Genomic DNA, 14,442 nt, shown 5'->3' with positions numbered 1-14,442 from the left:
TTTCAGCCCAATGTCGCAACCCTGGGGCACAATTAAGGACCGGCTGATATGACATGTTCCAAGGCCGGTTTTCCGGTCTTGATCGTTTGTGGCGGGCACTGCCCGCCATTTCCTTGTCTGCATCATTTTTTTCCATCCCATGACGACTGTTGCATCCAGCCCTGAATCCGAGCGCAGCTCGCCCCGAGGGCAGGTTGTGATCGAGTTGCTGTCGTCCATGCGGTTTGCCATTTCCTTGTTGACGATCATCTGTATCGCCTCGGTGATCGGCACGGTGCTCAAGCAAAACGAGCCCACCAACAACTACATCAACCAGTTCGGGCCGTTTTGGGCCGAGTTGTTTGCCACCCTCAAGCTCAACACCGTCTACAGCGCCTGGTGGTTCTTGTTGATTCTGGCGTTCTTGGTGGTCAGCACCAGCTTGTGCATCGCCCGCAACACGCCCAAGATCCTGGTGGATCTGAAGAACTACAAGGAAAATATTCGCGAGCAAAGTCTCAAGGCCTTCCACCACAAGGCCGAAGGCCATTTGAACGAAGCGCCTGAGGCTGCCGCCAAGCGCCTGGGGGCCCTGCTGGCCACTGGCGGCTGGAAGGTCAAGCTGCAAGAGCGCGACACCCCCTCGGGCAAAGGCTGGATGCTGGCGGCCAAGGCGGGAGCTGCCAACAAGATCGGTTACATCGCGGCGCACTCGGCCATCGTGCTGGTGTGTGTGGGCGGCTTGCTGGACGGCGACCTGGCGGTGCGCGCTCAGATGTGGTTTGGTGGCAAGGAGATCTACAACGGTGGCGGCCTGATCGCCGATGTGCCCGCCCAGCACCGCCTGTCCGAACGCAACCCGGCCTTCCGCGCCAACTTGCTGGTGGCCGAAGACACAGCCTCGGGCACGGCCATCTTGAACCAATCCAATGGCATCTTGCTGCAAGACCTGCCCTTTGTCATTGAGCTTAAAAAGTTCATCGTCGAGTACTACTCGACGGGCATGCCCAAGCTCTTTGCCAGCGACATCATCATCCACGACAAGGCCACGGGCGAGAAGCGCGAAGCGCGGGTTGAGGTGAACCACCCGGCCAGCTTCAAGGGCATCAACATTTACCAGTCCAGCTTTGACGACGGTGGCTCCAGCGTCAAGCTGCAAGCCGTTCCCATAGCGGCTGCCACCCAATCTTTTGAGGTGGAAGGCACCATTGGCGGCAGCACCGACCTGACCAATGGCAACGAAAAAATGAGCCTGGAGTTCACCGGGCTGCGCGTGATCAACGTGGAAAACATGTCCAGTGGCGAAGGTCTCAATGGCACGGCGGTGGATGTTCGCAAGGTCGATTTGCGCAGTTCTGTGGAGGCGCGCTTGGGCGCGGGGCATAAAACCACCCAGACCAAAGAACTGCGTAACGTGGGTCCGAGCGTGAGCTACAAGCTACGCGACGCCGCTGGCCAAGCGCGTGAGTACAACAACTACATGCTGCCTGTGGATGCGGGCGATGGTGTGCCGGTGTTTTTGTTGGGCATGCGCGAGGTGCCCAGCGAGCCTTTCCGATACCTGCGTCCCCCGGCCGATGAAAACAGCGAACTGACGGGTTTCATTCGCCTGCGTGCCGCCCTGGACACGCCTGAGTTGCGTGATCGCGCGGTTCAGCGCTATGCCCGCAAGGCCGTTGATCCCAAGCGCCCCGAGCTGACCCAACAACTGGCAGATTCAGCCGCGCGTTCGCTGGGTCTGTTTGCCGGGCTTGAACAAGTGCAAGGCAAACCGGTGTCTGGTTTGCAGGCCTTGGCAGACTTCTTGGAAGCCAATGTGCCCGAGGCTGAACGTCCCCGTGCTGGTGAAATGTTTGTGCGCATTTTGAACGGGGCTTTGTACGAGCTCGATGCCGTGGCCCGCGAGCAAGCCGGTGTCAAGCCGCTGCCAGATGCGCAGGTCCAGGGCTTCATGACACAAGCGGTGCTGGCCCTGTCCGATGCGCCGTTTTACCCCGCACCGATGACTTTTTTGCTGAAAGACTTCAAGCAAGTGCAAGCGAGCGTGTTCCAGGTGGCCAGGGCCCCGGGTCAGTCCATCGTGTATCTGGGCTGTGCCCTTTTGATCCTGGGTATTTTTGCAATGCTGTATGTTCGGGACCGTCGCTTGTGGGTTTGGCTGTCGCCTCAGGGCGAAGGCTCCCAGGCAAGCGTGGCCTTGTCGTCCAATCGCAAGACCATGGATGTGGACCGTGAATTTGACCAACTGAGTGCCCGCTTGCTGGGCCGCTCCGAGAAAACACCATGACAACTGTCACTTTGAATCCTGGCTATTTTTCCAGCCGTTCGGCCATCGACTGGGGTTTTGCCCTGCTGGCGCTGCTCGGCACGGTGTTTGCCTTCACCCGTTACCAGCACGCGATGGATGTGTACGAGCAGTCCATCCTGATCGGCAGCTTGCCGGCTGTGATCTGGCTGGGTTGGTTCTGGCGCCCGCTGCGTACTTTGATGCTGGTGGTTGCGGGATTGTCTTTGCTGGCCATCAACCTCTACCAAGGCGACCTGGCAAGGGCTGAGCAGGTCTTTTTATTGAAGTACTTCCTGTCCAGCCAATCGGCCATCCTGTGGATGAGCATGCTGTTTTTCATCAGCACCGTCTTTTATTGGGCGGGGGTGTTCATCCGTGGTCAGGCAGACGCGATGGAGTCTTTGGGCTCGCGCATGGCCTGGGTGGCGGTAGGTTTGGCCCTGATCGGCACCTTGGTGCGTTGGTACGAAAGCCACCAGTTGGGCCCGGACATCGGCCATATCCCGGTGAGCAACCTGTACGAAGTCTTCGTCATGTTCTGCTGGATGACGGCAGCGTTTTACCTGTACTACGAAGAGCAGTACAAAACCCGTGCTCTCGGCGCATTTGTGATGCTGGTGGTCAGCGCGGCGGTGGGCTTTTTGCTTTGGTACACGTTGGTGCGTGAAGCCCACGAAATCCAGCCCTTGGTGCCCGCCCTCAAGAGCTGGTGGATGAAGGTCCATGTCCCCGCCAACTTCATTGGTTATGGCACCTTTGCCTTGGCCTCCATGGTCGCCTTTGCCTACCTGATCAAGCAGCAGGCCACCGAGACCCGTTGGTACAAGCTGGCGCCTCTGTGGCTGCTGGGCATTGTGCTGTGCTTTGAGCCGGTGGTGTTTCGCCAATCGGCCAACGACCAGACCAGCAGTTACTGGATGGTTTACTTTGGGGTGTCGGCATTCATTGTGGCGGGCATTTTGCTGGGCCGTCGCCGCATTGCCGAGCGACTGCCTTCTTTTGAAATCCTAGACGATGTGATGTACAAGTCCATTGCCGTGGGTTTTGCCTTCTTCACCATCGCCACGGTACTGGGTGCCTTGTGGGCAGCTGAGGCTTGGGGCGGCTACTGGAGCTGGGACCCTAAGGAGACCTGGGCACTGATCGTTTGGCTGAACTACGCAGCCTGGTTGCACATGCGCCTCATGAAGGGTCTGCGCGGCACCGTGGCCGCTTGGTGGGCGCTGGTGGGCTTGGGTATCACGACCTTTGCCTTCTTGGGCGTCAACATGTTCTTGAGCGGTCTGCACAGCTACGGCACGCTGTAATTTCGGGGGCGATGCCCCTGCTGCCCGTCAAGGCCTTGGCCCCTTAGCCTGACTGCTGGTCGTACAGCGTCAGGCCTTGGCTGACCGCATCAAGCAGGGCTTCGGTTCTGAAGGGCTTCCACAAGAAAGCGACCGCGTTCGATTGCTGCGCCGCCATCTTTTCATGGGGCAGGCTCTCGCCGCTCATAAAAATGACCGGGATGCGGTCCCCTGTTTTGACCATCAAGGCCTGCAGTTCGACGCCGGACATTTTGGGCATGCGCACATCGAGCAACATCACGCGCCGCTCGGTCGTGGGCTCTGCAGCCAGATAAGCATGAGCGCCATCATGGGTGCGGACCTTGAAGCCACGCGCCTCCAAAACCAGCTTGAGCATGCGCCGGACGTCTGCATCGTCATCAACGACTTCGATCAGTGCTGGGTTGGACATGGGCTTGGTCAAGACAAAATGGGCCTTCATTTTAACGACAGCTTCATGGCCTTGGCGCGGGCGCTGGCCTTGAATGCGTCTGTGCGAGCGAACATCCATTGTGCAGGTATGCCCATCGTGGGCATCACCCGGATGGCATCGTGCTTCAGGGTGTTTGGCCCTTGTGTGCAAAAGTGATTGGTACCGTTCACAATGGCTTCAAGGCATTTCACAGTCAGGTCCGTCCCATGATCATCCGCACTTCTTCATCAGGATTTTTGCATCCTCTGTCCAGCGAAATTACCAGTCAGGCGGCTTACCAATCCCGTCGAGACCTCATGCGTCAGCTGGCAGCGGGCTCGGCCGGTCTGGTCTTGGCGGGCTGGGGTTTGCGCGACGCCCAAGCGCAAATGGCCCGGCCCGGGCAGCTGCCGCCGCTGGCCTCGGTGTCGAGCAAGCTGGCCGGGGCCATGGTTCTGGACAAGCCCACACCCTACAAAGACGCCACCACCTACAACAACTTCTACGAGTTCGGTACCGACAAGTCCGATCCGGCTAAGCGGGCCAACACCCTCAAGACCGATCCCTGGAGTGTGGACATTGAGGGTTTGGTGAAGAAGCCCGCCCGCGTGAATTTGGAAGACCTGATGAAGTGGGGGGCCATGGAAGAGCGTATCTACCGCCTGCGTTGCGTGGAAGGCTGGTCGATGGTGATCCCATGGGTGGGCTATTCCATGGCCGATCTGATCCGGCGCGTGGAGCCCTTGCCGGGTGCCAAGTTTGTGGAGTTCGTGACCCAGGCCGACCCCAAGACCATGCCGGGTTTGCGCTCCAGTGTGTTGGACTGGCCCTACGTCGAAGCCCTGCGCATGGACGAAGCCATGCACCCGCTGACCCTGTTGGCCTTTGGCATGTATGGCGAGGTCATGCCCAAGCAAAACGGTGCTCCCCTGCGTCTGGTGGTGCCGTGGAAATACGGTTTCAAGAGTGGCAAGAGCCTGGTCAAAATCCGTTTCACGGACAAGCAGCCGGTCACATCCTGGGAAAAATCTGCCCCACAGGAATACGGTTTTTATTCCAACGTGAACCCGAATGTGGACCACCCGCGCTGGAGCCAGGCCACCGAGCGGCGCATCGGCGAAGACGGTTTGCTGGCCAAAAAGCGCAAAACACTGATGTTCAACGGTTATGAAGCTCAGGTGGGCCAGATGTACGCCGGGATGGATCTGAAAAAGTTCTTCTGATGCCGCTGCGGGCCAAGGTCTTGAGAGGATGAGGGCGGCGCTGCGTCATCCCGCCGCTTGGTGGGCTTTGTTGGTGCTCGGCTGTATGCCTTGGGCTTGGTTGCTGGCGCAAACCCTGTTGGATCAGCTGGGTCCCAACCCCGCCGAAGCCCTGATCCGCGCCACGGGAGACTGGACACTGCGCAGCCTGTGTGTGGTGCTGGCCGTGACTCCTTTGCGCACTTGGCTGGGCTGGCCCGAGTTGCTGCGGTTTCGGCGCATGCTGGGCTTGCTGGTGTTTGGCTATGCCAGTTTGCACATGTTGTGTTACATCTGGTTTGACATGGGCTTTGACTTGGCCGATACGCTGCAAGACCTCTTCAAGCGCCCCTTCATCTGGTTGGGTTTCAGTGCTTTTGTGATCTTGTTGGCGCTGGCCGCCACCTCTTTTAACCAGGCCGTGCGTTGGCTGGGCGGCAGGCGCTGGCAACTGCTGCACCGGGGCGTTTATGCGGTGGCCGTGCTCGCCGTGTTGCACTTTTGGTGGATGCGTGCGGGCAAACAGGACTTTGACGAGGTGCTGGTGTACGCGGGCATCTTGGCGGGTTTGCTGGGCTGGCGCGTGCTGCGTTTTGCACGGCGACCCTGAAACGGGCCATCAGGCCCTGTGCAGCCGGTTCAGGCTGCACAGGGCATATCAGACCAGCTGCTCCAGCGCAAAGGTGTCAAACGCCGATTCGCGCTGGCGGATCAGGTGAGCTTTTGTGCCATCGACCAGAATTTCGGCCGCGCGTCCGCGGGTGTTGTAGTTGCTGGCCATGCTCATGCAGTAAGCACCCGCTGACAACACGGCGAGCACGTCACCGGCTTGCACCAGCAGCTGGCGGTCACGGCCGATCCAGTCGCCGCTCTCGCACACGGGGCCCACCACGTCATAGACTTTGCCATCGCCTGAACGCGGAGTCACCGGCACGATCTGGTGAAAGGCCTGGTACATGGCGGGGCGGGGCAGGTCGTTCATGGCGGCGTCAACGATGCAAAAGTTCTTTTGTTCGCCGGGTTTCAGATACAGCACCTCGGTCAGGCACACACCGGCATTGCCCACCAGTGAGCGGCCAGGCTCAATCATGAGCTGGCGCTGGCCGTAGCCGCGCGCATCGAGCTTGGCCAGCAGCTGTGCCCACAGTGCATCGGCCTCAGGCGGGGTATCGCCGTTGTAGTTGATACCCAGGCCACCGCCAAAATCGATGTGGTGGATGGGGATGCCGGCAGACTCGACATCGGCCACCAGGTCGAGTACGCGGTCCATGGCGTCCAGATAGGGGGTGCTGTCGGTGATTTGCGAGCCGATGTGGCAGTCGATGCCCACGACTTTCAAGCCCGGCAGGCTGGCCGCGTGGCGGTAGGCGCGCAGCGCGTCTTCGTGGGCGATGCCGAACTTGTTGCCTTTCAAGCCGGTCGAAATGTAGGGGTGGGTTTTGGGGTCCACATTGGGGTTCACACGCAGGCTGACCGGGGCCACTTTCCCCAAGTCCACCGCCACGGCGCTGAGCACATCGAGTTCGGCTTCGCTTTCGACGTTGAAGCAGCCGATGCCCACCTGCAGGGCTTGCTTCATCTCATGGCGGGTTTTGCCCACGCCCGAAAAAATCACCTTGGCCGGGTCGCCACCGGCAGCCAGCACCCGGGCCAGTTCGCCGCCCGAGACGATGTCGAAGCCGCAACCGGCATCGGCAAACACTTGCAAGATGGCCAGGCTGGAGTTGGCCTTCATGGCGTAGCAAATTTGCGCCTGGCGGCCTGCAAAGCCGCGCTGGTAGGCGGCCAGGGCCGAGAGCATGGCAGCTTTGGAGTACACGAATAAAGGAGTGCCGTGAACACGTGCCAGATCGGACAGGCGCAGACCCTCCACATGCAGCTGGTCGCCCGCATAGGCGATGTGGGGTTGTCCGGGGAGTGTGGTGATGGCGGTCATGGGTTATGAAGGCGTGGGGTAAATGGCACCACGAAGTGGTGCTTGATGAGGTGGCTGTGAGAGGGCCCTGTGATCGATCTCAAGGCGCAGCCGCAGTGGGCGGCTGTGGCGTGGTCCTTGGGGCAGAGGGTGCCGGCGCGCTGGTGGTGGCGGGCGCAGCCGAGCGAAAAGGGTTCAGTGTTTGAGGCAAGGTGGCGCGCTCGGCTGAAGCGGGTGTGGTGGGCAGGACCAGCGGACCGCGTTGACCGCAAGCGCTCAATACGGCCGCACCGCCAACAAGGGCATGCAGCATGACTAGAATCTTCATCACCTTCAACATGCTGCGATTGTAATGACCGACCTTGAATTTTTGGACCAAGCTGAACGCCTGCTGGCGGGCGTAGAGATCAGCTGCGATCGCTTGAACGACGACACCGACGCCGATGTGGACAACCAACGGGTGGGGGGCATGATCACTTTGACCTTTCCCAATCGCAGCCAGATCGTGATCAATTTGCAAAAGCCACTGCACGAAGTGTGGCTGGCTGCGCGCTGCGGCGGCTTTCATTACAAGTTCGACGGCACGCACTGGCAAGACACCAAGGGTCAGGGTGAGTTTTGGCAGAGCTTGTCACGCTATGCCTCGGAGCAATCGGGTCAAAGCTTGAACTTTGCCCCCTGAATGCACAGGGCCCAAGCCTGCCACTTGGGCCAGCCTCACTCAGTTCCTGAACAGCTCCAAAATCCGGTTGCGCTCTTCTTCCGGCGGCATGGTTTCAGCATTTCCGTTGACGTTGCTGTCCAGTGAGGAAATGCCGTTGCTGCCAGCAAATTCCGGGTAAACCCAATCGCCACCCGTTTGCACCAAATCGTCGGGACGCGCAGGCTCGGCGATCGGCAAATTGCGCAGGGCGGTTTCCATGTATTTGATCCAGACAGGTAAGCTCAAACCGCCCCCAGTTTCGCGGTCGCCCAATTTGCGGGGGGTGTCGTAGCCAATCCAGACCACAGCAGCCAGTTGGGGGTGATAGCCCGCAAACCACGCGTCCATGGCATCGTTGGTGGTGCCGGTCTTGCCGTAAATATCAGGCCGCATGAGCGTCGCTTGAGCGCGAGCTGCTGTTCCGGAGCGTGTGACTTCCTGCATCAGGCTGGTCATGACGAAAGCGTTGCGCTGAGGGATCACGCGTTGTGAAGTTTCGTTGATGGCAATGGGCGGGCTGTCGACCAACAGGCGGTCTTTGTAGTCGGTGATGCGGTTGATCAAGTGAGGGTTGACTAAGTAGCCGCCATTGGCAAACACCGAATAACCCGTGGCCATTTGCATGACGGTGACCGAGCCTGCACCCAAGGCCATGGTCAGGTAGGGCGGGTGCTTGTCTGCGTCAAAACCAAAACGGGTGACCCATTCTTGGGCTGGACGTGTACCCACTGATTGGAGCACTTGAATCGAGACCATGTTCTTGGACTTGGCCAAGCTGGTGCGTAAACTCATCGGGCCATCAAATTTGCCATCGTAGTTTTTGGGCTCCCAAGGTTGGCCGCCGGTCACGCCACCATCAAAAAACAAAGGCGCATCGTTGACCATGGTCGCTGGTGAAAAGCCTTTTTCGAGGGCCGCTGAGTAGATGAAAGGCTTGAAGCTGGAGCCAGGCTGTCGCCAAGCCTGGGTGACGTGGTTGAACTTGTTTTTGGCAAAGTCAAAGCCCCCGACCAGGGCTCGAATGGCACCGGTTTGTGGGGTCAAGGCCACAAAAGCGCCTTCGACCTCGGGCAATTGGGTGATCTCCCACTGGCCATTTGGCAGTTGGACAATGCGAATCACAGCGCCTTTGCGGATGCGTTTGGCCGCGGGTGCCTTGTCCGATAGGCCCGATTTAACAGGGCTAAGGCCTGCGCCGGTGATGGTAATTTGTTCGCTGTTTTGTCGGACCACCACCACCTTTTTGCTGGAAGCCTCCAGCACAACCGCCGACATCACGTCGCCATTGTCGGGGTGATCTTCCAGGGTCTCGTCGATGAGGTCTTCGGCCTGTTTGGGGTCGAGGGGCAGGGTGATGAATTTTTCAGGCCCACGGTAAACCTGTCGGCGCTCGTAGTCCATCAGGCCCTTGCGCAAAGCATGGTAAGCCGCCATTTGCTCCTGGGACTCAATGGTGGTGTAAACATTCAGTCCACGCGTGTAGGTGTCCTGCCCGTATTGGGCAAAAACCATTTGTCGGACGGTTTCCGCAACAAATTCGGCGTGGAGGGTCTTTTTGTTGCCCGATGACTTCAAAGCCAAAGGTTCGGCTTTGGCTTTCACAGCCTGTTGGGCGGTGATGTAGCCGTTTTCCTCCATGCGCTCGATGATGTAGAGCTGGCGTGAGCGGGCGCGCTTGGGGTTGGCGATGGGGTTGAAGGCCGAAGGCGCTTTGGGCAGTCCGGCGAGCATGGCCGCTTCGGCAATGGTGATGTCCTTGAGCGGCTTGCCAAAGTAGGTCTCTGAGGCTGAAGCAAAGCCGTAGGCCCGGTTGCCCAAGAAGATCTGGTTCATGTAGATCTCCAGGATCTGGTCTTTGGTCAACAGGTGTTCAAGTTTGTAGGTCAACAGGATTTCATAAATCTTGCGGGTGTATGTTTTTTCGGAAGACAGGTAAACATTGCGTGCCACCTGCATGGTGATGGTGGATGCACCTTGGCTTTTCAAGCGCCCGATGTTGGCGATACCTGCACGCAAAATGCCCACGTAGTCCACGCCGCCGTGGTCATAAAAGCGGTTGTCTTCAATGGACAGCACCGCGTCTTTCATGATTTGCGGGATCTCCTGGATGGGCGTGAGGTTGCGCCGCTCCTCACCAAACTCGCCCATCAGCTGACCATCGGCGGTGAACACGCGCAGAGGCAGTTTGGGCTTGTATTCGGCCAGGTCCGTGATGTCGGGCAAGTTGGGGTAGGCCGTGACCATGGCCACACCCACAACCATCAGCAAACAAGTCAGGCCAGCGGCAAGCAAGCCCATGGCCCAGAAGGCCAGCTTCAACAACCATGTCCAAAGGCCAGAGGCGCTTGACTTGGCTTGTGGTTTGCGGGGGGTGTCCGGTGTGGTGTCTTGTTGGGGCATAGGGCTGATTTGGGCGGCGCCCAGAGAATGGTCGGACGCCTTGCATTATAAAAATTCTGTCCTGTCACAGGAGTTTTGCGTCTTAAATTTGAATACTTTAAGTATAAAAATGGATTGTTCACTCTGAAAAATCATGTTACAAAACTTTTCAATACAAGCCATTTCTGGCTTGGACAGGGGGGATCATGCCATCTTGGTCTCGGTTTTGGCAGCATGTGGCCCATCGTCCGGTGCGGCAGGCTTGGGGCTTGGCCTGCGATGGCTCGGGTTGGGCTTTGGTGGGCTTGTCGTGGCACAAAGCGGCAGGTGTGCGCGTACACACCTTGGAAAAAATCGCCCCCAATGATTCAGATCAGGAGGGGGCCGGTTTTGGCTCAGGTTTGAGGCAGGTGGCCGTGCGCTCGCGTCAGCGGGTTTCGGTGGGCTTGGCCGAAGACGAGGTGATCGCGGGCGTGCTGGAGTTGCCTGCGCAATTGCCTCGCGATGACTGGGCCGCAGAGGTGCAGATGGAGGCGGCGCAGCTTCTGGGCTTGGCGCCCGATGAGGTCAATTTTGATTTTCAACCCGACCCTGTCTGCGAGGGCTTGCTGTCCCGCGTGCATTGGGTGGGGTGTGATCAGGCCCGAATCAGGGCGCTCAGGGATGGGGTGCGCCTGGCCGGTTGGCGGCTCGACAGCGTGGAGCCCGCCGTGCACGCAGCCCAACGGGCGGCCTGCCATCTCAAAGGAGGCGTGGACAGTTTGCTCACCCAAGCCCCGCAAGACTGGCAATTCGATTTGACGCCCCCTGCCGTCCTCGGCCAGCGTTTGCCATGGGTTGGGGGCGATGCGGGTGCGAATTGGGCGGTCATGCAAGCCCTGCAATCGGCTGCAGGACCACGTTTGGTGGCCTCGGGTCTCGCGCTCAAAGCCTGGCTGTGATGAACGCCTTCAACTTGTTGCAGTACCCGGCTTTAGCCAGCCAACGGCGAAGATTCCACAGCCGATGGACCTCTTTGAGCGGTTTGCTGGTGGGCAGCCTGGTGGCCCTTTGGCTGGGCGCGCTGGTGGAGGAAAAGCGGCAGCAACAGGTGCAAGAGGCCGCCGCGCTGGCGTCCCGTTTGAAGCAGGTTCAAAACCGCCTGGCGGCCGACAAGGCCAGACAGGCGCAGCAAAACACATGGCTGCAGCAAGCCGCGCATGTGCAGGCGCTCAGCGTGAAGCAGCGCAACTGGGAGGCTTTGCACCAAGTGCTGCTGCAGGAGGCCGGGCCTGAGTCGGTTCAGTTGCTGAGTTTGCTGTTGGATGGGCAGACGCTGGAGTTGCATGGCCAGGCCAAGGATGTGCAGCGCATGGCGCAAGCGCAAGTGCGTTGGTCGTTGCCATTGGCTACACCTGAGGCAGACGCCGCCTGGTCCTTGGTCAGTCTGGTTCATCTGTCTGCTGCTGAAGGTGTGGGCTCATCAGCGCCACTGGAGTTCGTTTGGCAGACCGCTTGGCCGCTGGTGGGCTCGGACCTCATGCCAGCGTCCAAGGCACCCGACCCACAGTCGTACCAAGCCGGCAAGGCGCGGCCATGATGCCGTGGCGCTCATGGTCCTTGGCGTCTTTGGCAGCCGCTTGGCGGCCGGGTTGGCCCAGCCTGTGGCGTGACCGATGGCGTTGGCTGGCGCGTCGCTGGGCATTTGCTTTGGCTGGCTTTGGGGCGGGCTTGCTGGGGGTGGTCGGCTGGCAGTTCGAGGACTGGGAGGCACTGTGGGACAGCGAGGCGCAGATGGAAGAACTGCAGGCGAAGCTCCATGCGCAAGAACGGCCAGCACAGGTCAAGTCAGAGCACGAACCTGCTGCCATGGACAGCCCCATTGGCCCACCTCCCGTCCTGGCTTGGTGGCCAGTTCAAGGCACCCAGGCCTCGGTCTGGCCGCAACTGGAGCGTTTGCTGGTGCAGCATGGACTGCGTTTGCTGTCTTTGCGGCTTGAGCCTCCTCGCGCCGTGGGCACTTGGCCCAGCCAGGCCGTGGCGCTGCGGTTGCAAGGCCGTTTTGACGATTGGGTGGCCGTGTGGACAGCGCTGAACACGCGAGGCCCGCTCTGGAGCTTGGAGCGTTTACGCATCACGCCCCAGGATGAGGGTGTGGCCATCGACGCTGTGCTTCGGCTGTGGTTATCACCTGTGGCAAGCGCAACGCCAAAACCTACTGAAACCACCGATCCCGCAGAGTTGTTGCCGGGATCTGCTCGGCTAGCGTTGCGAGCGGGAACGGGTGAACGCGTCTTTGTGTCATCCACTTTGGCTCCAGCGGCTTCGCTCGGTGAGGCTGCTGGATTGAAGAGCAAGATTCCGTTGCCCGTGCCTGTCGATGCTGAGCTGAGGTCCAGCGCTTTGACGCTGCAAAGCCGCGTACCCGCCCTGCCTATGGCAACGCTGTCGCCCGACCCTGCCACCTGGCCTTTGGAACAGGTCCGTGTGGCTGGCGTGTGGCAGCAAGCCCAAGGTGTGCAGCTGATTTTGATGGCGGGGCCACACTGGGTGAGCGCCCGTGTGGGGCAGCGTATCGGCTCGCAAGGCCATGTGGTCGACAGCATTCATGCCCAGGAGGTGCATTTGCGCGTTGCGCAAGGCCCGGTTTGGGTGATCGGTTTGGAAAAGGCGCAACCATGAGATCCAGTCCACTCTCCTTGCCTGCATCCTCACACCCGATGTGGCGTGTCTTACTGTGCTGCTGGTGCTTGTGCTTGGCACCCGGTTTGGGGGCGCAGACGCCCTCGTTGGCCAAGCCTCAGGGGCCTGAGGAGGTGCCCACCTTGAAAAGCGATTCGCCACCCAGTCCTTTGGACGATCTGCGTCCCATCAGCTTGAATTTCCAAAATATCGAGGTCACCGCTTTGCTGCAGGTGTTTGCCGAGTTCACCGGCTTGAACCTGGTGGCCACTGACAGTGTGAAAGGTCAGGTGACGGTGCGACTGACCGATGTGCCCTGGCCACAGGCTTTGCAAATTGTGTTGCAGTCCAAAGGATTGGCTTCACGTCAGGACGGGCGCGTGCTGTGGGTGGCCCCACAAGGCGAATGGGCCCTGCGCGAAAAAATGCATCTTGACGCCCAAGCCGCGCTGGAGGCGGTCAGCCCGCTTCAAACGATGAGCATGCGCCTGCAATATGCCCGGGCCACCGATGTGGCGCAGCGCTTGCAAGGGGCCGGATCGGGTGGTGGTGGCCGCTGGCTCAGCGGTCGGGGCAGTGTGCTGGCAGAGCCGCGCACCAACCAGTTGTTCATTTCCGACTTGCCGCAACGCCTGATGGCGGTGCAAAAACTCCTGGCCCAACTGGACATTCCGGTGCGTCAAGTGCTGATCGAGGCCCGCATCGTCGAGGCCGATGACCAGTTCGGGCAATCGCTGGGTGTGCGTTTGGGGGCGGGACTGGCAGTGCCTTTGCGTGTGAACCAAGGTGCCAGCACGCTCGCGGTGGGCGCGGGCAATGCTGAAACGGGCGCTGGGGTGACAACAGGTAACCAGGTCACGCTGCCAGCGGGCTCGGCGGGTCAGACGCTGAACATCCCTGCCAGTTTTGCTGTGTCTTTGTTCAATGCCGCAGCCGACCGGTTCATCAATGTGGAAATTTCGGCGCTGGAAGCCGATGGCCGGGGCAAGGTGGTCTCGCGACCCCGGGTGGTCACGGCCGATCAGACCAAGGCCTTGATCGAGCAAGGTACCGAATTGCCTTACCAAACCGCATCGGCCAGTGGCGCGACTTCGATCACCTTTCGCAAGGCCAACTTGAAATTGGAGGTCACGCCGCAGATCACCCCCGATGGCTCGGTGGTGCTGGAAGTGGATGTCAACCGCGACAGCGTGGGCCAAGTCACCCCAGCCGGGTTTGCCATCAACACCAAGCACGTCAAGACCCAGGTGCGGGTGGAGGACGGCGGTACCGTGGTGTTGGGCGGCATTTTTGAAGAGACCAACCGCAACAACGAAGCCAAGGTGCCGGGCCTGGGGGACGTGCCGGGCTTGGGCTGGTTGTTCAAGAACCGCGACCAAGCCCAGCGCAAAAGTGAGTTGCTGATTTTTCTGACGCCTCGCATCATGGCCGATGGCCCGGCCACTGTCACGCCCTGAGTTCAGCGCCGCTCTTTGCGGGGGGCTTGATGCCCCAGACCATGTGGCATCCCCGTTGCAAAGCCCCCAAATCTTGTCGAATA

General features: G+C 60.0%; 14 protein-coding genes. 10 read left to right on the top strand and 4 right to left on the bottom strand.

All coding sequences use genetic code 11. From position 1 onward, the window contains the following. The first annotated feature begins 139 nt into the window (after positions 1 to 139). Both B9Z50_RS03395 and ccsB read left to right on the top strand, forming a co-directional pair. Positions 140 to 2,266, top strand: a complete 2,127-nt coding sequence (locus B9Z50_RS03395; protein ID WP_108362223.1) for a cytochrome c biogenesis protein ResB — start codon at positions 140 to 142, stop codon at positions 2,264 to 2,266. Continuing rightward, positions 2,263 to 3,573, top strand: a complete 1,311-nt coding sequence (gene ccsB, locus B9Z50_RS03390; RefSeq protein WP_108362222.1) for a c-type cytochrome biogenesis protein CcsB — start codon at positions 2,263 to 2,265, stop codon at positions 3,571 to 3,573. The genes B9Z50_RS03395 and ccsB overlap by 4 nt, the downstream gene beginning before the upstream one ends. Positions 3,574 to 3,616: 43 nt before the next feature. Here ccsB and B9Z50_RS03385 read toward each other — a convergent pair whose 3' ends face one another. Further along, entirely contained in the window at positions 3,617 to 4,003 is a 387-nt protein-coding gene (locus B9Z50_RS03385) for a response regulator transcription factor (RefSeq protein WP_158270619.1), read from the bottom strand. 18 nt (positions 4,004 to 4,021) lie between these two features. Between B9Z50_RS03385 and B9Z50_RS17540 the strand changes: the two genes are divergently transcribed. From B9Z50_RS17540 to B9Z50_RS03375, 3 genes are read left to right on the top strand one after another with little or no spacing between them, the layout of a single operon-like run. Next, complete coding sequence (locus B9Z50_RS17540) at positions 4,022 to 4,180, top strand: hypothetical protein (RefSeq protein ID WP_158270618.1); 159 nt, start codon at positions 4,022 to 4,024, stop codon at positions 4,178 to 4,180. 50 nt (positions 4,181 to 4,230) lie between these two features. Next, positions 4,231 to 5,226, top strand: a complete 996-nt coding sequence (gene msrP, locus B9Z50_RS03380) for a protein-methionine-sulfoxide reductase catalytic subunit MsrP (protein WP_108362220.1) — start codon at positions 4,231 to 4,233, stop codon at positions 5,224 to 5,226. A gap of 28 nt (positions 5,227 to 5,254) precedes the next feature. Next, positions 5,255 to 5,854, top strand: coding sequence for a sulfite oxidase heme-binding subunit YedZ (locus B9Z50_RS03375; protein WP_108362219.1), 600 nt, complete (start codon positions 5,255 to 5,257; stop codon positions 5,852 to 5,854). Between the two features lie 48 nt (positions 5,855 to 5,902). Here B9Z50_RS03375 and lysA read toward each other — a convergent pair whose 3' ends face one another. Then, positions 5,903 to 7,180: a diaminopimelate decarboxylase gene (lysA, locus tag B9Z50_RS03370; protein ID WP_108362218.1), complete on the bottom strand. Its 1,278-nt coding sequence runs from the start codon at positions 7,178 to 7,180 to the stop codon at positions 5,903 to 5,905. A 79-nt stretch (positions 7,181 to 7,259) separates the two neighbouring features. Then, on the bottom strand, positions 7,260 to 7,472 hold the full coding sequence (locus tag B9Z50_RS03365; protein ID WP_233249730.1) for a lipoprotein: 213 nt from the start codon (positions 7,470 to 7,472) through the stop codon (positions 7,260 to 7,262). Between the two features lie 39 nt (positions 7,473 to 7,511). On the opposite strand from B9Z50_RS03365, the gene cyaY reads away from it, so the two are divergent. Next, positions 7,512 to 7,841 (top strand): iron donor protein CyaY, encoded by a 330-nt coding sequence (cyaY, locus tag B9Z50_RS03360; RefSeq protein WP_108362216.1) that lies wholly within the window; start codon positions 7,512 to 7,514, stop codon positions 7,839 to 7,841. A 39-nt stretch (positions 7,842 to 7,880) separates the two neighbouring features. Here cyaY and B9Z50_RS03355 read toward each other — a convergent pair whose 3' ends face one another. Next, the gene (locus B9Z50_RS03355; RefSeq protein WP_108362215.1) at positions 7,881 to 10,262 is read right to left on the bottom strand and encodes a penicillin-binding protein 1A; all 2,382 of its coding nucleotides are present in this window, start codon (positions 10,260 to 10,262) and stop codon (positions 7,881 to 7,883) included. A 185-nt stretch (positions 10,263 to 10,447) separates the two neighbouring features. Here B9Z50_RS03355 and B9Z50_RS03350 point away from each other — a divergent pair, with 185 nt between their 5' ends. From B9Z50_RS03350 to B9Z50_RS03335, 4 genes are read left to right on the top strand one after another with little or no spacing between them, the layout of a single operon-like run. Beyond that, positions 10,448 to 11,182 carry a hypothetical protein gene (locus tag B9Z50_RS03350; protein ID WP_108362214.1) on the top strand — a complete coding sequence of 245 codons (735 nt, stop codon included), beginning with the start codon at positions 10,448 to 10,450 and terminating at the stop codon, positions 11,180 to 11,182. After that, a complete protein-coding gene (locus B9Z50_RS03345; protein ID WP_108362213.1) occupies positions 11,182 to 11,820 on the top strand; it encodes a hypothetical protein in 639 nt (212 codons plus the stop codon). Before B9Z50_RS03350 ends, B9Z50_RS03345 begins: the two co-directional genes overlap by 1 nt. Then, complete coding sequence (locus B9Z50_RS03340; protein ID WP_146183149.1) at positions 11,817 to 12,902, top strand: hypothetical protein; 1,086 nt, start codon at positions 11,817 to 11,819, stop codon at positions 12,900 to 12,902. The genes B9Z50_RS03345 and B9Z50_RS03340 overlap by 4 nt, the downstream gene beginning before the upstream one ends. Further along, positions 12,899 to 14,359, top strand: a complete 1,461-nt coding sequence (locus B9Z50_RS03335; RefSeq protein WP_233249729.1) for a type IV pilus secretin PilQ — start codon at positions 12,899 to 12,901, stop codon at positions 14,357 to 14,359. The genes B9Z50_RS03340 and B9Z50_RS03335 overlap by 4 nt, the downstream gene beginning before the upstream one ends. Positions 14,360 to 14,442 lie beyond the last annotated feature (83 nt).

Source organism: Limnohabitans sp. Bal53 (genome assembly GCF_003063355.1).
Taxonomy (GTDB): Bacteria; Pseudomonadota; Gammaproteobacteria; order Burkholderiales; family Burkholderiaceae_C; genus Limnohabitans_A.
This window is presented reverse-complemented; position numbering and strand designations above follow the sequence as displayed.